This is a genomic window from Acidiphilium sp. AL, assembly GCF_025499445.1.
GTDB lineage: Bacteria > Pseudomonadota > Alphaproteobacteria > Acetobacterales > Acetobacteraceae > Acidiphilium > Acidiphilium iwatense.
This window is the reverse complement of sequence record NZ_JAIMBZ010000004.1, coordinates 197,393-221,856: the sequence shown is the minus strand read 5'-3', so window position 1 is coordinate 221,856 and position 24,464 is coordinate 197,393. Positions and strand designations below refer to the sequence as shown.

The following is a 24,464-nucleotide window of genomic DNA, read 5'->3' as shown; positions in this document are numbered from 1 at the left end:
ACTCACCGGAGCGAATTTCAAAAGAGGCTCCATGTCGCCACCCCTTGACGAAACCCGCCGGAGTTGGTCTTTCCGGCGGGCGGCGATTTTGGTGAGAGCCTGTAGCTCAGTCGGTAGAGCACGAGACTTTTAATCTTGGGGTCGTGGGTTCGATTCCCACCGGGCTCACCAATTCACACCAGTTTATCGTCCGGGGCCGGTGATGCCGGTATTCGAGTGCGGGTCGCTGGCGGGAAAGCTGCCGTCATCCGCATCGCTGGTCCGTTCCTCGCGTGCGCGCTCTTCAGCCTTGGCCTGGTGCCAGAACGTCTCGTGCTGACCTTCGGGGCTGCCGGCCTGCTGCCAAAGCGCGTAGGCGCGTTCCCGTATCCTCTGTTCGCGATCGTCGCTGTTCGGCATGGCTGCCTCCGCCCGATGCTATCCTGAACAGATAATCCCGCGCGACCCTGCTTCAATACCGAATTACCGCGTTATGTCGCGATCGCGGGAATCGTCACGCCGATCATGTCGCCGTCGCGAACGATCGCGGCGAGGCGCGCCTCGTCCCAGCCCTCGGTGCCGGCGGGGCGCAGCGGCAGCACCATCCAGCGGTAATCGGCGGTGCTGTCCACCACCCGGAGTTTGACGGTGTCCGGCAAAACCGTGCCCCATTCGGCCAGCAGCCCGCGCGGATCGCGCACCGCCCGCGCCCGGTAGGCGGCAGATTTGTACCAGAACGGCGGATAGCCGAGCACCGCGCGCGGGTAGCAACTGCACAGCGTGCAGACCACGAGGTGATGCAGACCGGGCGTCTCTTCCAGCACGCCGAGCGGCGGCAGGCCGCGCATCGGGATATCCAGCGCCTCGGCGGCGCGCGCGCCGTCGGCCAGCATCAGCGCGCGATAGGTTGGGTCCGCCCAGGCGCGGGCGACCATGCGCGCCCCTTGCGCCGGGCCGCCGGCATCGGTCACCCGGATGCGCTCGGTGATTTCCGCGCCGGTCGCGATGGCCTTGTCGGCGAGCACGGCGCGCAGTGCCGCCAGCAGGCGGTCGGAATCGGTTTCGGTCAGGTTCATGCTCATGCCGACTCCAGCCAGTGCTGAAAAATCTCGATCATCAGCTCGTCTCCGGTCGCATCCGGCCAGACCGCCCGTGCATCGAACCGGACGTGATAGAGCGGCACGGTCGCCGCCGGACGGGCGAAGGCGAGATCTTCGGGATTGGCGAAATCGCCGAGATGGCGCACGATTTTGCCCTCGACCCCGCGCACGTAATGCGGCGTGCGGATATGGCAGCGGCCGCGCCGCTCCGGCCAGTCGTCGCGCACCCGCACCGCCGAGCCCGGCGCGAAGATCATTGCTGCTCCAGGGCGCGGCGCAGCTCCGCCTCGGTGATCGCGTCCTTTTCCAGCAGGATCGCGACGATCGCGCGCAGCCAGCGCTGGTAATAGGACAGGCGATGATAGTCGGTTTCCGGCAGCGCCTCGATGCCGCGCCGCAGCTCGTCGACCGACATGATCCGCTTCTGCCCGAGCACCTGCCGGATCGCATCGACCGTGCGGTCGAACTCGGTCAGCGCATGGGGTTCCTTGTCGACCGGCGCGCAGATGAACGGCGAGACGCCGCCAAGATCGTGCATGGCGCGTGAAGGGGATGGTTCCATGGGGCGGGATATTAACGGCGGGCGACGCGAATTTCCATCCCCGCCACTTGACTCGCCGACAAAACGTTAATTAGATTGAATTAATACAATCGAATTAATTGCCGGGCAAGCGGCGGGGCGGGCGGAGCGGGCGTGAAGGCGATATCGGACCAGGCCGGCACGACAGGCGGAAATGCGAGCGAGCATGCGGAGGAAACCCGCGCCTTGCTTCTCGATGCGGCTGAGCGCCTGTTCGTCGAACGCGGGATCGATGCGGTCAGCCTGCGCGAAATCGTCCGGGCCGCCGGGCAGCGCAACGCCTCGGCGCTGCATTATCATTTCGGCTCGCGGGACGGCGTGCTGGAAGCCTTGATCGACCTTCGAATGCCCGCAGTGAACGCGCGCCGGCTTGCCCTCATGGCGCCGGTCATGGCGGGCAGGCGAAAACCCGCGCCGCGCCGCCTGGCGGAAGCCCTGATCCTGCCGCTCGCCGAAATCGCGGAACCCGGCAACGAGCACGGCAACTGGGTGCGGCTGGCCGCGCAGATCTATGCCAATGACAGCATCGGCTTCGCGGCTATTTTCCGGAGCAAGAACTACGACGAAGGCTTGCGCCAGGTGGGTCTGGCGCTGCGCCGCGCCCATCCCGGCGCCCCGCCGCTGCTGCTCGACCAGCGCAACATGCTCGCCGTCCGCCAGGCGGTTCACGCGCTCGCCGACTGGCAGCGCGGCGTGCTGACCCGGCAGAGCGGTGTCGCGATCATCTCCTTGCCTCTGTTCGTCGCCAATCTGCTCGACGTGACCGAGGCGATGCTGGCGGCGAAATTTTCCGCCGAAGCGCTGCGGCTGGCGCCGAAAGACGATCCTGAAATGCCTTAACGAACGATCGATCAAAACAAAACGGGAGACCAACGATCCATGCAGTTCAAAATAAAGAGCAAAAAATTTTCCGCCGTTTTTGCCAGCGCCGCTTTCAGCGCCGTGGCGACGGCGGGGGTTGCCCGCGCCGGCGGACCGCTGCCCTATGATGCGGCGACGCCGGTGCCGAACACCAGCGTGGTGATGGTCTACGACCAGTTCGCCAGCGCCAGTTCGGCCTATACCGTGAGCGGCACGAAAATCGGCAATACGCGCATCCAGACCGACGTGCCGGTGCTGCGCCTCGTCCATAGTTTCGGCAACATCGACAATATCGCGCTGTTCGGCGTGCAGGTGATCGCGCCTTACGTTGCCTTTCTCGGCACCCAGGAGGAAGGCGGAAGGATGCTCACGCACAGCAGCGGCTTCGCCGAGCCGCAGCTTTCCGCCTATGCCAAATTCTTCAACGATCCGAGCGAGGACCAGACGCTCACCCTGACCTATTTCGTGAGCCCGCCGAGCGGTTCGTATAACCCGGCCTATACGCTCAACGGCTCGACCAACAACTGGGTGAACAATTTCGAAATCGGCTTCGTGCATCGGATCGCCGGCGCGACGAACAAGCGGCGGCTCGATCTTCAGGTCTGGGGCGATGTCTATTTCTACGGCGCCAATACCGGCGCCAGGATCGCGACCAGGCGCGGCGCCGTCGCCGCGGCCACGCACACCGAGCCGGTCGAACAGATCATCGCCTATCTTCCCTACTATTTTCACCCGCAAACGGCCGGTTATGTCGGGCTGAGCTTCGAGCAGACGTTTGGCGGCAAGCAGTATCTCACCTCTCCCGCGCTCGGCGCGCTGCGCTACGATACCGGCACGCGCAACAACTTCACCCGGATCGGCCTGATCGCTGGCTCGTTCATCGCGCCGACCATGTTCATGCAAGGCGAGATCTCCACCGATGTCAGGGTGCGCGGCGGTGTGAAGAACGACGTGTTCGCCGAAGTCCAGATCGGCAAGATCTTCTGACGGAATTGTTCCGAATGCGGGGGATTTCGATGGAACTCGGTTTCCGGTCCGCTGGCTTCGTCGCGCGCCAGATAAAAAACGGCAGGCTGTCCTGCGTGGACGCGCTGGAGTATTTCATCCGGCGGGTGGAGGCGTTCGATGGCAGGCTGAACGCGGTCGTGGTCCGGGATTTCGAGCGCGCGCGCCGGCAGGCAAGGGCGCTCGACCGAAACCGGGCATCGCTCGATTGCCTGCCGCCGCTCTACGGCGTGCCGATGACGGTGAAGGAAAGCTTCGACGTGGCCGGCCTGCCGACGAGCTGGGGCGTCGAGGCGTTCCGCTCTAACGTCGCGGCGGACGACGCGGTCGCGGTGGCCCGGCTGAAGCGCGCGGGTGCGGTGATTTTCGGCAAGACCAACGTGCCTGTCATGCTGATGGATTGGCAAAGCCGCAACCCCGTCTATGGCGGAACCGCGAATCCCTGGGATATCGCGCGCACGCCGGGCGGCTCGTCCGGCGGGTCGGCGGCGGCGCTGGCCGCCGGGTTGACCGCGCTCGAGACCGGCAGCGATATCGGCGGGTCGATCCGCGATCCGGCGCATTATTGCTGCGTCTATGGTCACAAGCCGAGCTGGAATGTGATTCCGGCGCAGGGTCATGCCCTTGGGCCCGGCCACGCCGCGACGGATATCTCGGTGGTCGGGCCGATGGCCCGCTCGGCGGGCGATCTCGCCCGCGCGCTGGCGGCGATGGCCGGGCCGTTGCCCACCGAACCCGGCCTCCGCCTGGTTCTGCCGAAACCGCGCGCGACCGCGCTCAAGGGGTTGCGCGTCGCGATCATGGCCGAGCATCCGCGCTGCCCGGTCGCCGCCGAAATCCGGGCGGCGTTCGCCGGGCTGGCCCACCATCTGCGCCGGGAGGGCGCCCTGGTCGACGAGGCGGCGCGGCCGGACGCCGATCTGGATGCCGGCGACGATCTGTACCGGATGCTGCGCAACGCCGCGCTGTCGGGGCGCCTGCCGGATGCGGAGGCCGAACGGCTGCGGGCCAAGCTTGCGCGTCCGCACGACCCCGAGGAGATGCAGCCGGCGCGGGACATGCTGATGGACCATCGGAACTGGCTGCGCCGTCACGAGGAGCGATGCCGCCATCGCGCGGCCTGGCGCGGGTTTTTTCGGTCTTTCGATGTCATGCTGACGCCGGTGGGCGCCACGGCGGCGCCGCTGCACGACGATAGCGGCCCGTTATGGCGCCGGACGATCATGGTGGACGGCGAGCCGGTCAACGCCGCGCGGCAATTGTTCTGGGCCGGTCTCGCCTCGATGCCGCTGCTTCCCGCCACCGCGGCGCCGCTCGGCTTCACCGGGAGCGGGCTGCCGTTCGGCATGCAGATTATCGGCGCGCCTTACGACGACCGGACGACCATCGCGGTCGCCGGCCTGCTGGAAAAATCCTGGCTCGGTTTCAGCAAGCCAGACGGATACGCCGACGGATAATACCCGCACGAAAAAATGAACAAGGAGGAATTCATGTCCATCTCGCTCTGGCGGCGCGACCTGCCGCACTACCCGGATGCCGGACCGCGACGCTTCTACCTGCTGCTGGTCGTCGCGATCACGATTTCGCTGTATTACTCGCTCTACGCGGCCAGCGGCGTGACCCCCCTGCTGCTGGCCGGATTGCATCTGCCGTTCCGCGATTTCGTGTTCATCCTTGCCGGCGGCAATCTGGTCGGCGCCTTCGCCTCGCTGCTGGCGGGGCTGAGCGATCGGTTCGGCCGGGCCAATCTGGTCGTCTACGGACTGCTTGTGGTCGGCGTGCTGGTCGCCTTCGTGATGCCGAACGTCACCACCGGCGCGCAATGGGCGCTCGGCTTCGGCGCGATTTCCTTCGTCGAAGGCATCATCCTGGTCGCCACCCCCGCGCTGATCCGGGATTTTTCGCCGCAGGTCGGCCGCGCCACCGCAATGGGATTCTGGACCATCGGCCCGGTGCTCGGCAGCCTCACCGTCAGCCTGGTGACGACTCTGACCTTGCCCGTCACCCGCACCTGGCAAAGCGAATACCGCATCTGCGGCGCCGTCGGCCTCGCCATGTTCGCGATCGCGTTTCTGTTCCTGCGCGAACTGGCACCCGCCCTGCGCGACCAGTTGATGGTGAGCGAACGCGACCGCACCCTGGTCGAGATGCGCGCGAAGGGGCTGGATATCGAAGCCGGCCTGCGCAATCCGTGGCGGCAGATGCTCCATGCGGATGTCATCGCCTCGGCGTTCGGCGTGTCGGTCCTGCTGCTGTTCTATTATACCACGGTCGCGTTCGGGCTGATCTATCTGGTCACCGTGTTCCGGCTCTCGGTGGGTGAGGCCAACGAGGTGGCGAACTGGAACTGGGCGACCAATGCGGCCGCGCTGATCCTGGCCGGCGTGTTGTCCGACCGGCTCAGGGTCCGCAAGCCGTTCATGATCCTGGGCGGGCTTGGCGGGCTGGTGTTCATCGCACTTTATCTGCTGCAGGCCGGCGGCCATCCGTCCTTCGCACGGCTCGCTTTTCTGGTCTGCGCGCAATCCTTGTTCGTCGGCTTCGCCTATGTCACCTGGATGGCGTGCTTCACCGAGACGGTGGAGGCGCGCAACCCGGCGCTGACGGCGACCGGCCTCGCGATCTGGGGCTGGCTGCTGCGGCTGGTGGTGACGGCATGTTTCCTGGCACTCCCCTTCGTCGTGAAGGCGGTGAATCCGCTGATCGAAGCGCCCTATTACATCGCGGCCTACAGGCACGCGCTGGCGGCGCATCTAGCACCCGGCGCCGCGCTGCTCGCGCATCTCGCGGCGATCAAGGCGGCGGCCGAAGCGGCGCCCGGCCAGTGGCGGAGCTGGTTCTGGATTTGCGAGGCTGGCATCGTGGTGTTTCTCGGCACCGTGTTCCTGATGCGCGGCCGCTGGAGTCCAAAAGCCGCGCGGGCGGATGACGCGGCGCACCATGCGCAAGTGGCCCGCGAACTCGCGGCACTGCGCGATCAGCCGGCGGAATAGGCGGGCGATTGCGCCCTAGCCTATCACCCGCCGGTAGAGATGCCAGGTGGAATGGCCGAGGATCGGCAGGACCACCGCGATGCCGAGCAGGGCGGGCAGCGAGCCGATCGCGAGCCCGACGGCGACGATGCAGCCCCACAGAAAAAGGGTTTTCGGATTCTCGTAGAGCGCGCGGGCCGATATGCGCAGCGCCGTGGGCATGTCCACCTTCCGGTCGAGCAGCATCGGAAACGACATCGCGCCGATCGCCAGCGCGATCACGGCGAAGACGAAGCCGACCGCGATGCCGAGCACGATCATCTCCCAGCCCGGTAGCGTCGTGAGCGTCGCCCTGGCGAAGGCCGCGAACGAAACCGGCATCGCGGGGCCGAGGGTGCGCAGATAGATCAGATCCGCCGCCCCGAGCCAGAGCAGGAACAGGCAGATCTGCACGATGCCCATCGCCACGATCGAGCCGATCTGCGGCGAGTGGACCAGACGGATCGCGTCGATGACGCGCGGGGATTCGCCCGCCTCGCGGCGGCGGCTGAGTTCGTAGAGCCAGATCGAGGCCAGCGGCCCGATCAGCGCGAACCCGGCGATCAGCGGAAAGATCAGCGGCAGCACGTGCCGGTTCGTCGCGACGGCGGCGAAGAACAGCCCGGCGATCGGGAAGACGATCGCCAGCGTCACCACGTCGGTGCGGTCGGCCTTGAAATCCTCGAGCCCGAGGGCGAGGGCGGCACGCAGATCGTTGGTGGTGATCCGCCGCACCTCGGGCTTCGTCGGGGCGGTTTGCGGCCAGTACTCCGCCTCGCTCGCGGAGCCGACTTCGCCGGCAGCGTCCGGCGGCGCCGAGAGAACCCACTCGATCGGATTGCGGATATGCATCGCCCGCCTCCTCTTGGTTGCCGGACAAAGATAGATCACAGTTAAGGCGCGCCTTCGCCCGATATCAAGATGGACCGGCGGCGGGACCGTCCGGTCGTTTCAGCATGGCCGGCCGGGGCGATCGTTGCGCGATACGACGAAAAGCATCCTTGACATATTCCATATGTCAAATATAGCATGTATCAACTGAATAACGACAATAATGTCGGGTCGGGGGAACATGGCCAAGCCGAATCGCCGGGATATCTTCAAGATGGGCGCCGCCGCCGGAGCGACGGCAATCGCCGCCTCGGCCCGCGCCGCGGCGCAACCGGCGGCAGCACCGCCCGCCGACGATTCCTGGTCGAACGCGCTCGGCCCCGGCGTCGATTCCCGGCCCTATGGCCGGCCGTCGCGCTTCGAGAAGGATGTCGTGCGGCGCTATGTGCCGTGGCTGTCGCCGACCCGCGACGCCGATGCCAGCTTCACCCCGTTGCAGGACCAGCCGGGCATCATCACCTCTAACGGGTTGTTTTTCGAGCGCTATCATGCGGGCCGCCCGACGATCGATCCCGACCGGTACCGGCTGATGATTTCCGGGCTGGTGCGCAAGCCACTGCTGCTCACTCTCGACCAGTTGATGCGGTTTCCCTCGGTCTCGCGCATCCATTTCATCGAGTGTCCCGCCAATGGCGCGACCGAATGGCCGGCGGCCCAGCTCAATTCCCTGCAACTGACCCACGGCATGATCGGCTGCGCGCTCTGGACCGGGGTGAAACTGTCCACCCTGCTCGACGAGGTCGGGTTGCTGCCGGAGGCGAAATGGCTGCTCGCCTCGGGTTCCGACGGCGCGCATATGGACCGTTCGCTGCCGCTGGAAAAATGCCTCGACGACTGCATCGTCGCCTATGGCCAGAACGGCGAGGCGATCCGGCCCGAACAAGGCTATCCGGTGCGGCTGGTGGTGCCGGGCTGGCAGGGCAACGTCAACATCAAATGGCTGCGTCAGCTCCAGCTCGGCAAAACCCCCTGGATCACCCGCGAGGAGACCAGCGAATATTCCGAATTGCTGCCGTCGGGCAAGGCGCTGGGCTTTACCTGGGTGATGGACGCGAAATCGGTCATCACCTTTCCGTGCCCGGAAAAGCCGCTGACGGGAGGGCCGGGATTCTACGAAATCCGTGGCCTGGCCTGGAGCGGTCGCGGCCGGATCAAGCAGGTCGATGTCTCGCTCGATGGCGGCGTGAACTATCGGCGGGCAAAACTCGACGAACCGGTCCTGTCCAAATGCCTCACGCGGTTCACCCTGCCCTGGCGGTGGGACGGCAAACCGGCGCTGATCCAGTCCCGCGTCACCGACGAGACCGGCTATGTCCAGCCGACCATCGCGCAGAAGCATAAATTCTGGGGCAACGATCCGGTCTATGAGAACAACTCGATCCAGACCTGGCAAATTCTGGCGAACGGGACGGTGAACAATGTCCAGATCTCGTAGCATTGCCGCCGCAGCCGTCGTGCTGGGCGCATTGCTCGGGGCGCGCGCGGCCATGGCCGGAACCCCGGTCGCGAGCACCCAGGCGCAGGATCGCGCGGTCTGGAACGCCGAAGGCGGCGCGGGCCACTACAAACCGGCCAAACCCGTGGGGTATTACGCAATCGGCACTACGCCGACGCCGGCCGAGATCGCCGGCTGGACCATCGCGATCCCGCCGAGCGGCGCCGGATTGCCGGCAGGGCAGGGCACGGCCGCTCAGGGCGAGACGATCTACGCGAGCAATTGCGCGATGTGCCACGGCACGTTCGGTCAGGGCAAGAACGGCTATCCTCAGCTTGTCGGCGGCGTCGGGTCGCTCGCATCGTCGGCGCCGGCGAAAACCGTCGGCAGCTACTGGCCCTACGCCACGACCGTCTGGGACTATATCAACCGGGCGATGCCGTTCTACGCGCCGCACACGCTGAAACCCGATCAGATCTATGCGCTGACCGCCTATCTCCTGAACATGAACGGCATCGTGCATTCCGGCTTCGTCGCCGATGCGAAAACCCTCCCGGCGGTGAAAATGCCGAACCGCGACGGATTTATCTGGAAGGACCCGCGGCCGGTGACGCATAATGCCGCCTGCATGACGCATTGTGCCAACCCGGTTACGATCAAAATCACCTCCAACGCGGCGTCGATGAACCTGACGCCGCGCCTGACCGGGCCGGTCGATCACATGAAACCCGGCAAATGAGGATGGTGCCATGAAGAGTCTCGCGATCGCGCTGGTTCTGGGCTTTCTGCCGGTCGCGGCGCTGGCGGCGACGAAAGCGGATATCGAAGCCGGCCGGAAAATCGCGACGACGACGAGTCTCGGCAATTGCGATGCGTGCCACATGTTCGCCGGCGCCGATGAAGCGGGAAATATCGGCCCGGAGCTGAAAGACGTGAAAACCATGATCCCGGACCGCAAGATTTTCTACGCGATCATCTATGACGAACCGGCGCGCAATCCACGGACCCTCATGCCGCCATTCGGCAGGAACGCGATTCTGACGCCGAAGCAGATCAACGACGTCATCGACTTCATGTACACGAAATAAGCGAGGATTCATGAAACACGCCGACCAGAGCAAGCCTCGTTCGCCGCGCCGCCGCGAGGTGCTTGCCGGCGCCGCGGCGGGCACCGCCGCGATGCTGATCCCTCCCGTCGCATCGGCGGCGAGCGATACCGGAGCCGCGCAAGCCTCGATCTATCCCGCCAGGGCCTTCGCGCAGACCAGCGAAGCGGCGGCGCTGCAGGCGATGTTCGGCAAGACGCCGGCGCATTCGTCCGAGGTCAGGATGAGCGCGCCCGATATCGCCGAGAACGGCGCGGTGGTGCCGGTCGCGGTCGATGCCAATCTGCCGGATGTCACCACGATCGCGATCATGGCGATCGACAATCCCTTCACCATGGCCGCCGCCTATAAAATTCCCGCCGGAACCAGCACAGCGATTTCGAGCCGGATCAAGCTCGCCAAGACGACCAAGGTGGTCACCGTCGTCGAATCGGCTGGAAAACTCTACAGCACATCGAAGCAGGTCAAAGTCACCCTCGGCGGCTGCGGTTAGGAAAACGGAGCGATGGCACATCAAATCCTGGTTCACGCGATGGCGGCGGGCGGCAGCACCACGGTCGAGGCGCTGGTCAAGCACCCGATGGATTCGGGTTTCGTGAAGGACAAGGCAGGCAAGCTGATTCCGCCGCATTATATCGAGGTGATCGAGTTCACCCATAACGGCAAAGTGGTTCTCACTGGCTTCTGGGGGCCTGCGGTCTCGAAAAACCCGTTCATCAAATTCGCGTTCAAGGGCGGCAAATCCGGCGACAGCATCGGCGTGTCCTGGGTCGACAACAAGGGCGAGACGGCAAGCACGACGGCGAAGATCATGTAACGACAAGGCGACGCGTCGAACAAGGGAGGACCGACACATGAAATTCGCGTATCTGGCCTTGGCGCTCTTGGTCATGACGCCGGGAGCATTGGCGTCGAACAAGCCCGATCCGGCTTCCGACCTGAAGGCGTTTCAAGGCTATTTCCTCAAGCGCTTTCCGAAAATTCCGCTCGCCGCCTATGTGAACGGTCCTTATGATTTCAGTAAATCCGAGCGCGCGCAGTGGAAACAGATCATGGAGTTTCCGCCGTATCAGTTCGCGCTCGATCACGGCAGGAAACTGTTCGAGGCCAAATTCCCGAACGGCAAAAGCTACGCCGCGTGCTTTCCGCATGGCGGCATCGGGATCGCCCAGAACTATCCGATGTTCGATCCGAAAACCGGGCGCGTGGTCACGCTCGGCATCGCGGTCAATCGCTGCCGGGTCGCGAACGGGCTGGGCAAGCTGAAACTGACCACCGGACCGATGGCCGATATTCTCGCCTACATGACCGATACCTCGCGCGGCAAGACAATCGACGTGACGGTGCCGGATAACCCGAAAGCGCTCGCGGCCTATCAGGCCGGCAAGCAATATTTCTATTCGCGGCGCGGGCAGTTGAATTTTTCCTGCGCGAGCTGCCATGTTCAGGCGGCGGGGATGCATCTGCGCGGCAATGTGCTCGCACCCGCGCTCGGCATCACCGCATCGTTCCCGCTCTACCGCTCGAAATGGGGCAATATGGGCACGCTGGTGCGCCGCTTCATCGGCTGCAACAAGAAGGTGAGGTCGGTGCCCGACAAGCCGGACAGCGCCGCCTATCGCGATCTCGCCTATTTCCTCACCTCTATGAGCGACGGCTTGCCAATCGCGGGTCCGGGAGCGCGGCCATGAAACCCATCGTCGCGATCCTGATCGCGTTAGCACTTCCGGCCGCCGCATCGGCCGCCGGTGCGACCAAGGCGAGCGCCGCTCGTGAAATCGCCCTGGCAAAAGCGAAACTGCGTGTGGCGGCTTCGATGAACGACCAATGGACGCCGACGGTCGCCGCACTGAAACAGGCCGAGACAGCGGAGCGGAAGGGCGATTTCGCGACCGCGCAAGCCAAGGCGATGCGGGCGCGAAAACTCGCCGAATTGTCGATTGCCCAAGCGATGCAACAAAAGAAACTCTGGGTGAACGAGGTTCCGCGCTGATGTGCCGCCGGATTCGCGATCGTCATTGCGAGAAGCGAAGCGCCGAAGCAATCCAATGCTTGGCTGGATTGGATTGCTTTCAGAAAGACTTGATATAAGCATGAAAACCTCCAGGCGCGGCGTGATGATCGCGGCGGGAAGCACCGCCCTGCTGCCGCGCATCGGCATCTCCGCCAGCGACCCCTACGACGTGCCGATGCGGGGCGATGTGCGGATCATTCATCAGACTGATACGCACGCCAACGCGCTGCCGGCGCAGTTCCGCGAGCCGTCGCAGAATATCGGTGTCGGCAGTGCGGAGGGCCAGCCGCCACATCTGGTCGGCCACGCTTTCCTGAACCACTACCACATGAAACCGGGAACCCGCCCCGCTCACGCCTTCACCTTTCTCGATTTCGAAAATCTTGCGCATCGTTTCGGCCCGCTCGGCGGCTTCGCTCATCTGAAAACCGTGATCGACACGCTGCGCGCCGGCACCGGACCGGGCAGATCCCTCCTGCTCGATGGCGGCGATCTGTGTCAGGGCTCGGGTGTCGCCAATCTCACCGGCGGCCTCGACATGGTGGCGCTCGCCAACCTGCTCGGCATCGACGCGATGACCGGGCATTGGGAGTTCACCTACGGGCAGGACGGGATTCGAAAGATCATCGCCGCCTTCAAGGGAAACTTCATCGCGCAGAACGTGTTTCTCTCCGCCGAGGCGGGAATGATGGGCAAGCCCGCCTTCGACCAGACCACCGGATCGGTGTTCGAACCCTTCATCATCCGCGCGTTGGGCGGTTATCGCCTTGGCATTATCGGCCAGGCGTTTCCCTATGTGCCGATCGCCCATCCGCGCCGCTTCACCCCGGACTGGCGCTTCGGCATCCGCGCCGCAAACATGCAGAAACTCGCCGACGCGCTGCGCCGGAAACACAAGGTCGATGCCGTGCTCCTGCTGTCGCATAACGGCATGGAAGTCGATCTCAAGCTCGCGTCCGAGGTTAGCGGGATCGACATCATTCTGGGCGGCCACACCCATGACGCGGTGCCGGTCCCGGTTCTGGTCAGGAATGCCGGCGGCAAGACGATCGTGACCAATGCCGGCACGGCGGGCAAATTCGTCGCCGTGCTCGATCTCGAACTTACCAGGGGCAAGCTCAAGGATCTGCATTACCGGCTGATGCCGATCTATACTGACATGATCAAACCGGACCCTGCCGTATCGAAGGCGATCGACACCTGGTCCGCGCCGCACCGGGCCATGCTCGGCGAAAAGCTCGCCGAGGTGGACGATCTTCTGTACCGGCGCAATAATTTCTACGGCTCGGTCGACCAGGTCATCATGGATGCGATGCGCGAGGAGATGGACGCCGAAATCGCCTTTTCGCCCGGTTTTCGCTGGGGCAATTCCTATCTGTCCGGCACCGATTTCACCATGGGCGATCTGCTGAGCGAAACCGCGATCACCTACCCGATGGCCTATACCCAGATGATGACGGGCGCTTCGATCAAGGCGATGATGGAGGATGTCTGCGACAATCTGTTCAATCGCAACCCCTATTATCAGCAGGGCGGCGACATGATCCGCGTCGGCGGCATGAACTATGCCTGCGCGCCGCGCCGGTCGATCGGCCATCGCATCTCGGACATGGCGCTCGACAACGGCAAGCCGATCGAACCGAACAAGAGCTACAAGATCGCGAGCTGGGCCTCGGTGACCCTGCCGCAGACCGGCAAGCCGATCTGGGACATCGTCGCCGCCAATCTGAAGCGCAAGAAAACCATCCGCATCGGCAAACCCAATCAGGTGAAACTGATTGGCGTCGCGGGCAATCCGGGTTACGCTGCCTGATGCAGAGGCGGGCGACACTGTTCGGGCTGCTGGCGGCCGGGCTCGCGGCCGGATCGAAATCCGCGCGGGCCGGCCAGAATCCGTTCGCGACCCACAAGCTCGTGCTGCAACTCTCCGACGCCTCGGCCGAAAAACAGCAACTGATCATCAGCGTCGCCAATTCGGTTCTCAAGGACTATCCGAATACCGCGTCGATCGTCGTCGTCGCCTTCGGCCCTGGCGTCGCCTTGCTCTATGCCAACGGCCCCGAACGCGTCGCGGTCGATAGCCTGGTCGCTCAGGGCGTCGAGTTCGATGTCTGCATGAACACGATCGACACGATCAAGCGCAAAACCGGCCATGCGCCCAAGCTCAACCCGCGCGCCCGCCCGGTGCCCTACGGCGTGCCACGCATCATGCAGCTCGTCGCGAAAGGCTACGTCCTGGTCAGGCCGTGAGCACGATCATCCCAGCACCTCGCCCAGGATGATTGCAAGTTCCCGCAAAGCCGCAGCGCCATCCCCGGCATAGCTTGAGCCATGCATGATCGCGAGCGTTCGCGGGGCAAAGCACGCGAGATCCTCCAGCGCGCGGCCGGTATTGTGCGTATAGGGAATCGCATGGGCGAACGGTCCCGCCTCGCCGTCGATCAGCGATGTTCGCACCCGGTCCAGGATTGAGCCGGCGGATAGCGGCTCGCCCGTGCCGGATTGCAGGAAAAGGTCGGAACAGAACAGGGTCCTGTCGGTTTCTTCGAAGAGCAGGCTCGCATCCCAGCCGTGCGGCAAATGCGGCGTCGCCAGAAGGCGAAACCGGCGCTTGCCCGTGATCAGCACGTCGTCATGCCCCAGCACCCGCGCCGTGCGCATCGCAAAATCGTTCACGCTGACCAAGGCGCCGACCAGCCCGCAGACCGGCTCGGCGCGCGGCGCCAGCCCCAGCCATTGGTTCAGCGCGCCGCACTCGTCGGACTCGAAATGGCTGAAGCCGATATGGCGGATCGACGCCGGGTCGACCAGCCGGACGACGGCATCACGAAGCTCGGGAAACATGCCGCGCAGCCCTGCGTGAAACAGCAAGGGCTCGTCGTCGCGGACCAGGAAGTGGTTGAATGTCAGCCCGATGTCCGGCACGTAAATCGAGATGCGATACACATCGGGCGCGATCTCATCTACTTGTGCCATCTCGGTTGCCGCGCCGGACCGTCACGGTTTGATATAGGCGAAACCGTGGGTTTCGAGCTGCATGATGCGCACGATTCCCGCCGGCACGATAACCGCCTGGGGCACCAGAACGGGCATGTGGCCGGTCGCGTGCATCATCGCCATCATCGTGTTGTGGCAGGCGTCGAACTCGATGCCCTCGGCGTCCATCGCGGCGATGCGCTTCGCATCCGGCGAGTTCGCGAGCAGCATCTTCAATCCCGGCCCGTAGGCAACGACGACGATCTGCACCTTGTCGTCGCCCATGAAGTTGAGCACGTTCTGGGCGTTGTTGAGCGCGAGAGTCCAGACCGCCGGATTAGCCTCGCTCACCTGGAGCACCAGATGCCGGGTCGCGAATTGATGGGGATGCTGGAAGATTGGATGGTCGAATTTGAAGTCCTTCAGCATCGACGGATTCGCTCGCGCCAATCCTGCCGGCATGAATCCGAAAACCGCTAATCCGAAAAACGCGGCGACCAGCCTTTGCCTTGCCGTCATGCCCATCTCCTCACCTTACTGTTTTTGATTGCTCCCATCAATAGAACGGCTGGGCGGTAAAATAAAGCGATCAGGCGATCATCGTGACGATTCCCGCGAGCTGGAACAGAACCGAAATCGCGGCAAGTGCGGCGATATTCACGTCATAAAGAGCCCCGAGCAGCAGGCTGCCGACGAACCACGCCGTGCCGCGCACCAGATCGAACAGCCCGAACGCCGTGGCACGCTCCTCCGTGCGAACCATGCTGCCGATCGCCGCCTTCAGAACCGAATTCTGCACGCCCATGCCGACACCCCAGAGCGCGACGCCCGCCACCGCCGCGCCGAACCCGCCGAGAAACACCAGCGGCGCGGCAAACGCGGCAAGGCCGAGGCCGATCGCGGGGGCAATCATACCGCGCCGGTCGAACCATGAGCCGCTGGCCAATGATGCCGCCCCCGACGCTCCCATGGCGATCGCATAGAGAACCGGAATCCAGAGCGGCGCCATCGTGCCGGCCTTGCCGAAGTGAAACGCGATCAGCGCGAAATCGGCATAGCCGGCGGCCAGCATCGCGGCGGCGGCGGTGAAGCGCCAATAGGCGGTGCCGAAATCGAAACGCTTCGGCAGCCGTGCCTTGATGATCAGCCGCCCGCGCGCCGGATAGCGCAGCCTTGCGCCGATCAGCACGGCGTAGCCGATCACCGCCGGAATCGCGAGGAATCCGAAACCCTGACGATAGACGCCGCCCAGCCCGAGAATCAGCGCGATGCCGAGCGGCCCGATCATCGCCCCGGTCTGGTCCATCGCCTCGTGCAGGCCGAAGCCCCAGCCGAGCCCCTTGGCTTCGGCGGCGCTCGCCAGCATGGCGTCGCGCACCGGCGTGCGAATCGCCTTGCCGGTGCGTTCCAGCAGCAGCAGCAGGATCACCACCGGCAGCCCGCCCGCCAGCGCCAGCAGCGGCAAGGCGAACAGGTTGAACGCATAGCCGGTGAACATGATCGGCCAGTATCGGCCGGTGCGGTCGCCGAGATAACCGGAGACGAAGCGCAGCGCATAGCCGATGAATTCGCCGAAGCCGCCGACGAAGCCGACCAGCAGGCCGGAGGCGCCGAACTGCGCGAGATAGGGGCCGGCGATGCTCCGGCCGCCCTCATAGGTCATGTCGCTGAACAGGCTGACCGTGCCGATCAGAACGATGAAGGCGACGGCGCCGCGCCGGATGCGATCGGGATGTGCCGCGTCATCCATGATCGCACCCGTCTGCCCCAGGCGGGGCCGGTCAGTAAATCCCTTTCTTGATCAGCGGAATCATCTTCTCGATCATCGCGCCGTTATCGGTCCCGGCGGCGGTATTGGTGTTCATCCCCTCCAGCCCGAATTTTTTCGTCAGCACGCATTGCGCGACCGGCAGGAACCCTTGCAGATAGAGCTGCTGGTTGAGCGTCACGGTGATGTATTTGCTTTTCAGCCCGGAAATCGTCGCCGGCGCGAGGTCGATGCCGCCGACGGTGATCTGCCCCGGCTTCTTGCCCGCCTCCTTCAGCGCCTGCGGAATGAACGAGGTCACCAGCCCCTGCTGGGTGCCGATCGCCTTGATGGTCGGGTGCCGCTCGATGAACGCGACGATGATCGGCACCGCCAGGGCCGGATCGGAATTCACCTTGTTCGAGATATTGAGCGTATAGACCTTCAGCCCGGCCTTTTTCAGCCCGTGCGCCAGCCCCTTGTCGGACAGCCCGCGAATCCCCTCGGCGAACACGCCGTATTCGAGCGCGACATCGCCCTTTTTCAGATTGCCCGCCTTGATCATCGCCTCGGCGGTGGTCTCGCCGCCCTTGAACAGATAGGTGCCGGCATAGCCGAACCCGTTGGCGCGATACAACGCCTCCAGCTTGGGCAGCGGCACGTTGCCGGCGGTCACAACGATTCCTGCCTTTTCCGCCTGCGCCACCAGGGGCATGAACGGCTTGTTGCCCGGATGCCCCATGATCTCGATGCAGTCGGGCTTCGCCGCGAGCGCCTGCCGGAACTGGGTAATCATGGTTTCAGGCTGCCAGTTGGAATATTGCTCGACCAGCTTGACGCCGAACGCGCGGGCGGCGTCCTTGGCGCCGATCTCGCGCGGCAGGGTCGAGCCGTCGCCGGGGCTGCCGCCCATCTGGAAATACATGGTCAGTCCGGCGCCGAGTTTCGCGCCCGAGGGTGCGGCCATCGCAACCCCCGAAGCAAATGCCAACAATGCAGCGGCACCGGCGCCGCGGCACAGGATCGAACGTATTTTCATGGATTGGTCTCCCCGTTGTCAGTAACGATTAAGTCCTGCCGCGCAGCCGCCGGTGCAGCAGGCGCAGCCGCGCCGGGTCGTCGAGCCCGATATGCAGCACCACGGCGGATACGAACACCAGCCCGACGATCACCTCGACCCAGAACCCCGCAACCCCGGTCGCGACGATCCCCGCATCGAGCATCCCGATGATCAGCGCGCCGAAAAAACTGCCCACCACCGTCGCCGATCCGCCGAATACCGAGGTTCCGCCGATGAACACGGCGGCGAGCGCGGAGAGCAGAATGCCCTGGCCCTGGGTCGGGAAATAGCTCAGGTTTTCCAGGGTCATCAGCACGCTCGCGAAACCGGCGAGCGCGCCCATCAGGACGAACAGCTTGATCCGCTCGCGCATCGTATTGATGCCGACCACGCGCGCGACCTCCCGCGAATCGCCGATGAACAGCAGATGCTCGCCGAAACGGTGCCGGTTCAAAATGAACCAGACCGCCACCGCGACCCCGAGCGCCCAGAACGCCTCGGCCGGAATGCCGAACAGCGTGCCCGCGAAAACTCCGTTGATCGCGCTGCCGGTGAGGCGTTGCAGCGTGTAGGACATGCCGCCCGACAGAACCGTGGCCACGCCGGACCAGAAGAACGACGTGCCGATGGTGATGATGATCGAGGGAATCCCGATCACCGCGACCAGCCAACCATTGATGATGCCGATGACGGCACCGCCCGCGATCGCGGCGGCGAGCCCGAGCCAGGGCATTCCGAAATGCCGCGTGACATAGGCGAACAGGAAACCGGATAACGCGATGACAGCGGGAAACGACAGATCGATCTCCCCCGCCGCGATCACCAATGTCAGCCCGAGCGACAGGATCAGCATTGGCGGGATGGTGACGAGGAACGAGTTGTAGATCGGCCAGTTCAGGAACACCGTCGGCGCGAAGCCGATGAACAGCCCGATCAGCACGAAGAACACGACGATGATCGGCAGGCCTTCGAGCTTGAATGCCGGGCGCCGGGCCAGCATCGGGGCGGTCTGTTTCATCGGGGTTCCGCTCATGCCGCCACTCCGGCGTGCTTGGTCTGCTGCAGCCCGATCAGGAACCGGGTCAGCTCTTCAAGGTCCATTTCGGCAGGCCGGATATTGGCGACGATGCGCCCACGGTCGAGCACCACCAGCCGGTCGGCCAGCGCGTGCACATGGGCGAGATTATGCTCGATATAGATCGCCGCCCGCCCGGACTCCTTGATGCGGCGCACGAAATCCAGAACCTTCTGCACTTCCTTGATGGCGAGCGCGGTGGTGGGTTCATCGAGGATGATCAGATCGGCGTCGAAATGCATTGCCCGGCCGATCGCGATGCCCTGGCGCTCGCCGCCGGAAAGCTTGGACACCGTCGACTCCGCGTCGATCCCGACGCCGCGAAACCCGAGCTGGCGCTGCAAAATCTCGTTGGCGATGCGCCGCTCCTCGCGCACGTTGATGAAGCCGAACCGGTTGACGATCTGCCTGCCCACGAAAAAATTGCGCCAGAGCGGCTGTTTCTCGCCGAGCGATTTTTCCTGATACACCGTCTCGAAGCGCAGATCATGCGCGCGGCGCACCGAAAAATTGTTCCAATCGACTGCCTGATCGCGGATGAACAGCCGCCCGGAGGAGGGCGGAATCACCCCGGTCAGCGTCTTGATCAGGGTGGATTTGCCGGCGCCGTTATCACCGATCAGCCCGACGATCTCGTTACGCCCGATCGCCAGATCGATATCGGTCAGCGCGCGCACCTTGCCGAAGGAGACGCAAAGTTTCTCGGCGCGGACGATGTGCTCATAGGCGCGGTCGGACATGTTTGCTCCCTTGGCGCTTGGGCACGCGAGCGCCTTGCTGTTTTTTATCGAAGGAAGACAGGTCTATGTCAATTGAATTTATGGCGATTATGGAATTATTTTCTGTATCATGGAACTGTAGCCGCCGGCATCGCCGCGAGGGTTGTGCGCAAACCCCCCGCATCGTCGGCGAGAACGTCGTGGCGGAGCAGAAAATCGATCAGCACGAGATTGACGTTGAACTTGAAATCCTCGCCGGACGCCATGCGCTCCAGCACGAGCCTGGCCGGCATCAGCTCGAAGCTCTCGACCTCGCCATCCGCCGCGTGCGGCACGAAATCCTCGGGCAGGTCGAGATCGTAGCACACCAGCACGTCGCGCCGCAGGCCTTCCGGGCGCGCCATGTCATAGGCGATGCGGGAAACCTCGCGCGTTCCGGCGATCAGCGCCTCGGGAATCGCCGCCTCCTCGGCGGCTTCCTTCACCAGGGTCTCGTCCGGCGTCATCCCCGCCGACACGCCGCCGCCGACCAGATTGTCGAGCTTGCCCGGATCGAGCTTTTTCTCGGCACTGCGCCGCGCGATCCATAGATGCAGCCCATCGGCGCGGCGCACCACGCCGTTCAGATGCGCGCCAACCCCGATCACGCCGAATGCCGGCAGGGCGCCGCGATCGAGCACCGCGAGAACCGGCCCGCCGAGGCGCGCCCGCACGTCGAAATCCTCGCCGCGCATCCGAAACCCGAATTGGGGCGCGAGCCCGGCGGCGATCAGGTTCAGTCGCGCGGCATCATCGGGTGCGATCGTCACGCCGCCGGGCTCGACCGTCGCAGCCCCTGCCAGCGCCGCGGCGAGGTCCGGCGCCACGTAGCCGACATGGGACGCACCGATGCGGAGCGGAATCCGGTCGCCCGGCAGGGTCGCGTTGCGGCATCGCGCGATATGGCCGTGCAATGCCGCCAATACCTGCCCTTCTGCCTTAACCATTTGCAATCCCGCGCTCACGTGCCATTTGCCGGAGATGGCCCGAACCGTCGATATTGCCAAGCCCGATCGCTCCTGGCGCACCATCAAATCCCTGCTGCCCTATCTCTGGCCCAAGGGCGAAATCTCGCTCCGGGTCCGCGTGGTGCTGGCCGCGGCCGCGCTCATCCTCGCCAAGGTCGCTGTGGTGATCGTGCCGATCGTGTATTCCCGCGCGGTCAACGCGCTGTCGCCCAAGGCCGGCCCGCTGATGATTCCGGCAGCCCTGATCGTCGCCTACGCGATCGTGCGCATTGCCGCTTCGGGTTTCAACGAATTGCGCGACGCGCTGTTCGCCGCCGTGCAGCAGCGCGCGGCGCGGGTGGTCGGCCGGGAAACCTTCGAGCACCTGCACGCGCTGTCGATGCGCTATCACCTCGACCGCCAGACCGGCGGCCTTTCCCGGGTGATTCTGCGCGGCACCACCGGCATTCAGACCGTGCTGCGCCTTGCCACCTTCAGCGTGGTGCCGACCCTGTTCGAACTCGTCCTCACCATGGGCGTTTTGTGGACCCTGTTCGACTGGCGCTACGCCGCCGTAACCCTGATCGCGGTGGGCGGCTACATGGCGTTCACCTTTTCCTTCACCGCCTGGCGCATCAAGTTCCGCCGCCAGATGAACGAGACCGACAATGTCGCCCAGACCAAGGCGATCGACAGCCTGCTGAATTTCGAGACGGTGAAGTATTTCGGCAATGAACGGCACGAAAGCCGAAGATTCGACGAAAGCCTCGCCGCGTATGAAACCGCGGCGGTGCGCTCGCAGGTGACCCTCAGCGCGCTCAATCTCGGTCAGGCCGCGATCATTTCAGTCGGCCTCGCGGTGATGATGCTGATGGCGGCGCGCGGCGTCGCCGCCGGCAGGCTCAATATCGGCCAGTTCGTCCTGGTCAACACCTATCTCATCCAGCTCTACCAGCCGCTCAACTTCCTCGGCTTCGTCTATCGCGAACTGAAACAGGGGCTGGTCGACATGGAGCAGATGTTCTCGCTGCTCCGCACCCAGCAGGAAATCACCGACCGCGCCGACGCAAAAACCCTGGCGCCGCGCGGCGCGCCGGTCGCCGTCGAATTCGCCGATGTCCGGTTCGGCTACAACCAGGACCGTGAAATCCTCCACGGCATCGCGTTCCGCGCCGAACCGGGGCGGAAAATCGCGCTGGTCGGCCCGACCGGCTCGGGCAAATCGACCATTTCGCGCCTGCTGTTCCGCTTCTACGATGTCTCGGAGGGCGCGGTATTGGTCGACGGCATCGATGTCCGCGATCTCGCCCAGCAATCCCTGCGCGCCGCGATCGGCGTGGTGCCTCAGGACACCGTGCTGTTCAACGACAGCATCCGCTACAACATCGCCTATGGCCGGCCCGGCGCGTCCGACGCCGAGATCGAACAGGCCGCGAAACTCGCGCAGATCCACGATTTCATCGCCTCCCTGCCGCAGGGCTACGAAACCCGCGTGGGCGAGCGGGGCCTGAAGCTGTCGGGCGGCGAAAAGCAGCGCGTGGCGATCGCGCGCACCATCCTGAAGGACCCGCGCATCATCATCCTCGACGAGGCGACCAGCGCGCTCGACACCGCGACCGAGCAGGACATCGGCACCGCCCTGCGTCAGGTCGCGCGCGACCGCACCACCCTGGTCATCGCGCACCGGCTTTCGACGGTGATCGACGCCGACGACATCCTGGTGCTGCGTGACGGGGTCATCGTCGAGCGCGGCACCCATGCCGCGCTGCTGGCGGCGGGCGGGGTCTATGCCGCCATGTGGGCGGCGCAGTCGGAACTGGCCGACGCGGAACAGACGGCGGATCGCCTCGCCACCGGCCCGGCCACGCGGGAACTGGCCGCGAATGTGGCGGAATGAGCCATGGTGGTGCTTAATTTAGACATCGTCGATCATTAACTGACAAGGGTGCGTGAGATGACGAGTCAGGAGTCTTGCATGACGGATATGGGCGATTACGCGACCGAGGAACAGATTCTGAAAGCAGGCTCGATGATCGACCGGGTGGTCAAGCACATGATCGAGCAGAAGCTGCCGCCCATCGCGGTCGCCTCGGCGCTGCTCGGCGGCGCCCTCAACGTGCTGTCCGCCTCGTTGCCCGACGATGCGATCCTGCGCATCCTGCACAACGCGATCGACAGCGTCGAATCCGGCGAACTGCGCGACATCGACCAGCCCCGCCAGTAAATCCGGCAGGTTCTGACCAAACCGCAACGGCGCCGAGCGCTATCTGAGCTGGCTGTCCTTGTTACCCTTGCGGTTGAACCCGCTGTTCACCGGACGACGATCGAGCGCAGACTGACACACGACGCAGGTTCGGGCTCCGGGCAGCGCCCGGCGGCGCGCTTGCGGGATTTCCTCGCCGCATTCCACGCAATGGGTCTCGCCCTCGCCCGTGGGCATGAGCGCTCGGGCTCTCATCACCTCGTCCGTGATGGTATCGTCGATCTGATCCTGCACCGCCCCGTCCGGAGCCCATCCGTTCGCCATCGCCGCTATCCGACTGCCTTATCGTCCCAAGGAGCTGAGATAGGGAATCCCAACGCCCGATCCAAGCATCGCGATGCGCACGGCATTCCCGAGAAACCCTGACTCACTACCCCAAATTCTTCCTGCTTGACACCGGAACGGGTTCCACGATAACGACCGATTTACTACAAGGGTCAAATTAATTTGGCGCGCCGCGCAGCCAGCCGGATGCGCCGAATTTCGTCGAACAGGGAAAAACGCCATGACAATCGCTTTCAGGTCCATCCTTGCCGCCTCCGCGCTCGCCGCCGCCGCATTCGGCGTGCAGACCGCTCATGCCCAGGCCATCGCGCAGCCCAAGCCGGTCAGGATCAGCACGAAAAAAACCACCATCGCCTTCCTGCTGCCGGAGAACTCCTCACCGCGCTACGAGCAGGTCGATCGCCCCTGGTTCATCAAGATGGCCAAGGCCGCCGACCCCAACGCGAAGCTCATCGTCAGCAACGCCAATTCCAGCCCGGATACCCAGCTCAACCAGGCGCAATCGGCGATTTCCAACGGCGCCGACGTTCTCGTGGTCGATCCGGTGGATGGCAAGGCGGGCGCGGCGATCGTCAACTACGCCGCACGCAATCACATCAAGGTCATTTCCTATGACCGGCTGATCCAGGATTCCAAGCCCGACTACTATGTCTCGTTCGACAACGTGAAGGTAGGCGAGCTCCAGGGCCAGTACATCGCCGCGCACACCAAGGCCGGCGGCCATGTGATGATGATCAACGGCGCGCCGACCGACCCCAACGCGTTCGATTTCCGCAGGGGCGCGATGAACGTGCTCGGCCCGCTGTTCAAATCGGGCAAGCTGCATCTGGCCTATACGGTGATGACGCCGGACTGGAGCGCGCAGAACGCCTTCACCGAATCCCAGCAGGCGCTGACCCGGCTGCACAACAAGGTGAATGCGGTGCTCGCCGCCAACGACACCACCGGCGCCGGCGCGATCCGCGCGCTCCAGGCGGTCGGGCTCGCCGGCAAGGTGCCGGTGACCGGCCAGGACGCGACCAATGGCGGCCTCACCTATATTCTTGAGGGCCTGCAGTCGATGACCGTGTTCAAATACGTCCCCGACGAAGCGGCGGCGGCGGCCCAGCTCGCGGTCGCGGTGGCGACCCACACCAAGCCGCCCGCCGGGCTGCTGAACGGCAAGACCAACAACAAGATGATCGACGTTCCCTCGGTCCTGCTGACCCCGGTGGTGGTGACCAAGAAGAATCTTGCGGCAACGGTGATCAAGTCCGGCTATACCACCTGGAAAGCGATCTGCGTCGGTCCCGCCGCCGATGGCGCGATCTGCAAGACGCATAGCGGCTGAATTTGGTGCGGGGAGCGGGAAAAACCCGCTCCGCCGGCGTT

29 protein-coding genes and 1 tRNA gene are annotated in these 24,464 nt (G+C 64.5%); 17 read left to right on the top strand and 13 right to left on the bottom strand.

The genetic code is table 11. From position 1 onward, the window contains the following. Window positions 1-95 precede the first annotated feature (95 nt). Window positions 96-171 (top strand) — tRNA-Lys (locus tag AiwAL_RS05160). A gap of 12 nt (window positions 172-183) precedes the next feature. Here AiwAL_RS05160 and AiwAL_RS05155 read toward each other — a convergent pair. The 4 genes from AiwAL_RS05155 to AiwAL_RS20340 all read right to left on the bottom strand — a co-directional run bounded on the left by AiwAL_RS05155 (window position 184) and on the right by AiwAL_RS20340 (window position 1,641). Then, complete coding sequence (locus AiwAL_RS05155) at window positions 184-399, bottom strand: DUF2934 domain-containing protein (RefSeq protein WP_235702458.1); 216 nt, start codon at window positions 397-399, stop codon at window positions 184-186. A 71-nt stretch (window positions 400-470) separates the two neighbouring features. Beyond that, window positions 471-1,061 (bottom strand): nitrile hydratase subunit alpha, encoded by a 591-nt coding sequence (locus AiwAL_RS05150; protein ID WP_262312230.1) that lies wholly within the window; start codon window positions 1,059-1,061, stop codon window positions 471-473. Beyond that, on the bottom strand, window positions 1,058-1,336 hold the full coding sequence (locus tag AiwAL_RS20345; protein WP_329603543.1) for an SH3-like domain-containing protein: 279 nt from the start codon (window positions 1,334-1,336) through the stop codon (window positions 1,058-1,060). The genes AiwAL_RS05150 and AiwAL_RS20345 overlap by 4 nt, the downstream gene beginning before the upstream one ends. Further along, window positions 1,333-1,641, bottom strand: a complete 309-nt coding sequence (locus AiwAL_RS20340; protein ID WP_329603544.1) for a nitrile hydratase — start codon at window positions 1,639-1,641, stop codon at window positions 1,333-1,335. Before AiwAL_RS20340 ends, AiwAL_RS20345 begins: the two co-directional genes overlap by 4 nt. Before the next feature lie 132 nt (window positions 1,642-1,773). Here AiwAL_RS20340 and AiwAL_RS05140 point away from each other — a divergent pair, with 132 nt between their 5' ends. Genes AiwAL_RS05140 through AiwAL_RS05125 form a run of 4 tightly spaced genes read left to right on the top strand, consistent with a single transcriptional unit; the run spans window position 1,774 to window position 6,518 of the window. Beyond that, window positions 1,774-2,499 (top strand): TetR/AcrR family transcriptional regulator, encoded by a 726-nt coding sequence (locus AiwAL_RS05140; RefSeq protein ID WP_262312229.1) that lies wholly within the window; start codon window positions 1,774-1,776, stop codon window positions 2,497-2,499. A gap of 39 nt (window positions 2,500-2,538) precedes the next feature. After that, entirely contained in the window at window positions 2,539-3,507 is a 969-nt protein-coding gene (locus AiwAL_RS05135) for a transporter (protein ID WP_235702461.1), read from the top strand. Between the two features lie 29 nt (window positions 3,508-3,536). Next, complete coding sequence (locus tag AiwAL_RS05130; RefSeq protein ID WP_262312228.1) at window positions 3,537-4,982, top strand: amidase; 1,446 nt, start codon at window positions 3,537-3,539, stop codon at window positions 4,980-4,982. A gap of 33 nt (window positions 4,983-5,015) precedes the next feature. After that, window positions 5,016-6,518, top strand: a complete 1,503-nt coding sequence (locus AiwAL_RS05125; protein ID WP_262312227.1) for an MFS transporter — start codon at window positions 5,016-5,018, stop codon at window positions 6,516-6,518. 15 nt (window positions 6,519-6,533) lie between these two features. Here the strand turns inward: AiwAL_RS05125 and AiwAL_RS05120 are convergent, their stop codons facing one another. After that, entirely contained in the window at window positions 6,534-7,388 is an 855-nt protein-coding gene (locus AiwAL_RS05120; protein WP_262312226.1) for a DUF2189 domain-containing protein, read from the bottom strand. Window positions 7,389-7,608: 220 nt separating this feature from the next. On the opposite strand from AiwAL_RS05120, the gene soxC reads away from it, so the two are divergent. From soxC to AiwAL_RS05075, 9 genes are all read left to right on the top strand, one after another. Continuing rightward, window positions 7,609-8,862, top strand: a complete 1,254-nt coding sequence (gene soxC, locus AiwAL_RS05115; RefSeq protein ID WP_262312225.1) for a sulfite dehydrogenase — start codon at window positions 7,609-7,611, stop codon at window positions 8,860-8,862. Further along, on the top strand, window positions 8,846-9,601 hold the full coding sequence (locus AiwAL_RS05110) for a c-type cytochrome (protein ID WP_262312224.1): 756 nt from the start codon (window positions 8,846-8,848) through the stop codon (window positions 9,599-9,601). The genes soxC and AiwAL_RS05110 overlap by 17 nt, the downstream gene beginning before the upstream one ends. A gap of 10 nt (window positions 9,602-9,611) precedes the next feature. After that, complete coding sequence (soxX, locus tag AiwAL_RS05105; RefSeq protein ID WP_235702467.1) at window positions 9,612-9,950, top strand: sulfur oxidation c-type cytochrome SoxX; 339 nt, start codon at window positions 9,612-9,614, stop codon at window positions 9,948-9,950. A 10-nt stretch (window positions 9,951-9,960) separates the two neighbouring features. Continuing rightward, complete coding sequence (gene soxY / locus AiwAL_RS05100; protein ID WP_262312223.1) at window positions 9,961-10,461, top strand: thiosulfate oxidation carrier protein SoxY; 501 nt, start codon at window positions 9,961-9,963, stop codon at window positions 10,459-10,461. A gap of 12 nt (window positions 10,462-10,473) precedes the next feature. Then, window positions 10,474-10,785 carry a thiosulfate oxidation carrier complex protein SoxZ gene (soxZ, locus tag AiwAL_RS05095; protein WP_235702469.1) on the top strand — a complete coding sequence of 104 codons (312 nt, stop codon included), beginning with the start codon at window positions 10,474-10,476 and terminating at the stop codon, window positions 10,783-10,785. A 37-nt stretch (window positions 10,786-10,822) separates the two neighbouring features. Then, window positions 10,823-11,659, top strand: coding sequence for a sulfur oxidation c-type cytochrome SoxA (gene soxA / locus AiwAL_RS05090; RefSeq protein ID WP_235702470.1), 837 nt, complete (start codon window positions 10,823-10,825; stop codon window positions 11,657-11,659). Beyond that, on the top strand, window positions 11,656-11,961 hold the full coding sequence (locus tag AiwAL_RS05085; protein ID WP_262312222.1) for a hypothetical protein: 306 nt from the start codon (window positions 11,656-11,658) through the stop codon (window positions 11,959-11,961). Before soxA ends, AiwAL_RS05085 begins: the two co-directional genes overlap by 4 nt. Before the next feature lie 100 nt (window positions 11,962-12,061). Next, window positions 12,062-13,795 (top strand): thiosulfohydrolase SoxB, encoded by a 1,734-nt coding sequence (gene soxB / locus AiwAL_RS05080; RefSeq protein WP_262312221.1) that lies wholly within the window; start codon window positions 12,062-12,064, stop codon window positions 13,793-13,795. Continuing rightward, window positions 13,795-14,232, top strand: a complete 438-nt coding sequence (locus AiwAL_RS05075) for a hypothetical protein (protein WP_235702473.1) — start codon at window positions 13,795-13,797, stop codon at window positions 14,230-14,232. Before soxB ends, AiwAL_RS05075 begins: the two co-directional genes overlap by 1 nt. A gap of 6 nt (window positions 14,233-14,238) precedes the next feature. On the opposite strand, the gene AiwAL_RS05070 is transcribed toward AiwAL_RS05075, so the two are convergent. The 7 genes from AiwAL_RS05070 to AiwAL_RS05040 all read right to left on the bottom strand — a co-directional run bounded on the left by AiwAL_RS05070 (window position 14,239) and on the right by AiwAL_RS05040 (window position 20,545). Then, window positions 14,239-14,958, bottom strand: coding sequence for an MBL fold metallo-hydrolase (locus tag AiwAL_RS05070; protein ID WP_262312220.1), 720 nt, complete (start codon window positions 14,956-14,958; stop codon window positions 14,239-14,241). 21 nt (window positions 14,959-14,979) lie between these two features. After that, entirely contained in the window at window positions 14,980-15,477 is a 498-nt protein-coding gene (locus AiwAL_RS05065) for a DsrE family protein (protein ID WP_262312219.1), read from the bottom strand. A 70-nt stretch (window positions 15,478-15,547) separates the two neighbouring features. Further along, window positions 15,548-16,708 carry an MFS transporter gene (locus AiwAL_RS05060; RefSeq protein ID WP_262312218.1) on the bottom strand — a complete coding sequence of 387 codons (1,161 nt, stop codon included), beginning with the start codon at window positions 16,706-16,708 and terminating at the stop codon, window positions 15,548-15,550. 31 nt (window positions 16,709-16,739) lie between these two features. Continuing rightward, window positions 16,740-17,744 carry a substrate-binding domain-containing protein gene (locus tag AiwAL_RS05055; protein ID WP_262312217.1) on the bottom strand — a complete coding sequence of 335 codons (1,005 nt, stop codon included), beginning with the start codon at window positions 17,742-17,744 and terminating at the stop codon, window positions 16,740-16,742. Between the two features lie 28 nt (window positions 17,745-17,772). Then, window positions 17,773-18,798, bottom strand: coding sequence for an ABC transporter permease (locus AiwAL_RS05050; protein WP_262312216.1), 1,026 nt, complete (start codon window positions 18,796-18,798; stop codon window positions 17,773-17,775). Then, window positions 18,795-19,580 carry an ATP-binding cassette domain-containing protein gene (locus AiwAL_RS05045; RefSeq protein WP_235702479.1) on the bottom strand — a complete coding sequence of 262 codons (786 nt, stop codon included), beginning with the start codon at window positions 19,578-19,580 and terminating at the stop codon, window positions 18,795-18,797. The genes AiwAL_RS05050 and AiwAL_RS05045 overlap by 4 nt, the downstream gene beginning before the upstream one ends. Before the next feature lie 107 nt (window positions 19,581-19,687). Then, entirely contained in the window at window positions 19,688-20,545 is an 858-nt protein-coding gene (locus AiwAL_RS05040) for an NUDIX domain-containing protein (RefSeq protein ID WP_235702480.1), read from the bottom strand. A gap of 34 nt (window positions 20,546-20,579) precedes the next feature. On the opposite strand from AiwAL_RS05040, the gene AiwAL_RS05035 reads away from it, so the two are divergent. Together AiwAL_RS05035 and AiwAL_RS05030 are read left to right on the top strand one after the other, a co-directional pair. Further along, complete coding sequence (locus AiwAL_RS05035) at window positions 20,580-22,442, top strand: ABC transporter ATP-binding protein/permease (protein WP_262312215.1); 1,863 nt, start codon at window positions 20,580-20,582, stop codon at window positions 22,440-22,442. Window positions 22,443-22,520: 78 nt separating this feature from the next. Further along, window positions 22,521-22,769, top strand: a complete 249-nt coding sequence (locus tag AiwAL_RS05030; RefSeq protein WP_235702482.1) for a hypothetical protein — start codon at window positions 22,521-22,523, stop codon at window positions 22,767-22,769. A 39-nt stretch (window positions 22,770-22,808) separates the two neighbouring features. Here AiwAL_RS05030 and AiwAL_RS05025 read toward each other — a convergent pair whose 3' ends face one another. Next, window positions 22,809-23,072 (bottom strand): DksA/TraR family C4-type zinc finger protein, encoded by a 264-nt coding sequence (locus tag AiwAL_RS05025; protein ID WP_262312214.1) that lies wholly within the window; start codon window positions 23,070-23,072, stop codon window positions 22,809-22,811. A gap of 241 nt (window positions 23,073-23,313) precedes the next feature. On the opposite strand from AiwAL_RS05025, the gene AiwAL_RS05020 reads away from it, so the two are divergent. Beyond that, window positions 23,314-24,423, top strand: coding sequence for a sugar ABC transporter substrate-binding protein (locus AiwAL_RS05020; RefSeq protein WP_235702484.1), 1,110 nt, complete (start codon window positions 23,314-23,316; stop codon window positions 24,421-24,423). Window positions 24,424-24,464: the final 41 nt, after the last annotated feature.

Bases quoted from the DNA above. Each gene is read 5' to 3' on its own strand.
- AiwAL_RS05150 (WP_262312230.1), bottom strand. From the start codon at position 1,061: ATGAGCATGAACCTGACCGAAACCGATTCCGACCGCCTGCTGGCGGCA.
- AiwAL_RS05060 (WP_262312218.1), bottom strand. From the start codon at position 16,708: ATGGATGACGCGGCACATCCCGATCGCATCCGGCGCGGCGCCGTCGCC.
- AiwAL_RS20345 (WP_329603543.1), bottom strand. From the start codon at position 1,336: ATGATCTTCGCGCCGGGCTCGGCGGTGCGGGTGCGCGACGACTGGCCG.
- soxY (WP_262312223.1), top strand. From the start codon at position 9,961: ATGAAACACGCCGACCAGAGCAAGCCTCGTTCGCCGCGCCGCCGCGAG.
- AiwAL_RS05085 (WP_262312222.1), top strand. From the start codon at position 11,656: ATGAAACCCATCGTCGCGATCCTGATCGCGTTAGCACTTCCGGCCGCC.
- AiwAL_RS05020 (WP_235702484.1), top strand. From the start codon at position 23,314: ATGACAATCGCTTTCAGGTCCATCCTTGCCGCCTCCGCGCTCGCCGCC.
- AiwAL_RS05070 (WP_262312220.1), bottom strand. From the start codon at position 14,958: ATGGCACAAGTAGATGAGATCGCGCCCGATGTGTATCGCATCTCGATT.
- soxC (WP_262312225.1), top strand. From the start codon at position 7,609: ATGGCCAAGCCGAATCGCCGGGATATCTTCAAGATGGGCGCCGCCGCC.
- AiwAL_RS05110 (WP_262312224.1), top strand. From the start codon at position 8,846: ATGTCCAGATCTCGTAGCATTGCCGCCGCAGCCGTCGTGCTGGGCGCA.
- AiwAL_RS05050 (WP_262312216.1), bottom strand. From the start codon at position 18,798: ATGAGCGGAACCCCGATGAAACAGACCGCCCCGATGCTGGCCCGGCGC.
- soxA (WP_235702470.1), top strand. From the start codon at position 10,823: ATGAAATTCGCGTATCTGGCCTTGGCGCTCTTGGTCATGACGCCGGGA.
- AiwAL_RS20340 (WP_329603544.1), bottom strand. From the start codon at position 1,641: ATGGAACCATCCCCTTCACGCGCCATGCACGATCTTGGCGGCGTCTCG.
- AiwAL_RS05120 (WP_262312226.1), bottom strand. From the start codon at position 7,388: ATGCATATCCGCAATCCGATCGAGTGGGTTCTCTCGGCGCCGCCGGAC.
- AiwAL_RS05135 (WP_235702461.1), top strand. From the start codon at position 2,539: ATGCAGTTCAAAATAAAGAGCAAAAAATTTTCCGCCGTTTTTGCCAGC.
- AiwAL_RS05065 (WP_262312219.1), bottom strand. From the start codon at position 15,477: ATGACGGCAAGGCAAAGGCTGGTCGCCGCGTTTTTCGGATTAGCGGTT.
- AiwAL_RS05155 (WP_235702458.1), bottom strand. From the start codon at position 399: ATGCCGAACAGCGACGATCGCGAACAGAGGATACGGGAACGCGCCTAC.
- AiwAL_RS05040 (WP_235702480.1), bottom strand. From the start codon at position 20,545: ATGGTTAAGGCAGAAGGGCAGGTATTGGCGGCATTGCACGGCCATATC.
- AiwAL_RS05075 (WP_235702473.1), top strand. From the start codon at position 13,795: ATGCAGAGGCGGGCGACACTGTTCGGGCTGCTGGCGGCCGGGCTCGCG.
- AiwAL_RS05045 (WP_235702479.1), bottom strand. From the start codon at position 19,580: ATGTCCGACCGCGCCTATGAGCACATCGTCCGCGCCGAGAAACTTTGC.
- soxB (WP_262312221.1), top strand. From the start codon at position 12,062: ATGAAAACCTCCAGGCGCGGCGTGATGATCGCGGCGGGAAGCACCGCC.
- AiwAL_RS05030 (WP_235702482.1), top strand. From the start codon at position 22,521: ATGACGGATATGGGCGATTACGCGACCGAGGAACAGATTCTGAAAGCA.
- soxX (WP_235702467.1), top strand. From the start codon at position 9,612: ATGAAGAGTCTCGCGATCGCGCTGGTTCTGGGCTTTCTGCCGGTCGCG.
- AiwAL_RS05055 (WP_262312217.1), bottom strand. From the start codon at position 17,744: ATGAAAATACGTTCGATCCTGTGCCGCGGCGCCGGTGCCGCTGCATTG.
- AiwAL_RS05125 (WP_262312227.1), top strand. From the start codon at position 5,016: ATGTCCATCTCGCTCTGGCGGCGCGACCTGCCGCACTACCCGGATGCC.
- AiwAL_RS05035 (WP_262312215.1), top strand. From the start codon at position 20,580: ATGGCCCGAACCGTCGATATTGCCAAGCCCGATCGCTCCTGGCGCACC.
- AiwAL_RS05130 (WP_262312228.1), top strand. From the start codon at position 3,537: ATGGAACTCGGTTTCCGGTCCGCTGGCTTCGTCGCGCGCCAGATAAAA.
- soxZ (WP_235702469.1), top strand. From the start codon at position 10,474: ATGGCACATCAAATCCTGGTTCACGCGATGGCGGCGGGCGGCAGCACC.
- AiwAL_RS05025 (WP_262312214.1), bottom strand. From the start codon at position 23,072: ATGGCGAACGGATGGGCTCCGGACGGGGCGGTGCAGGATCAGATCGAC.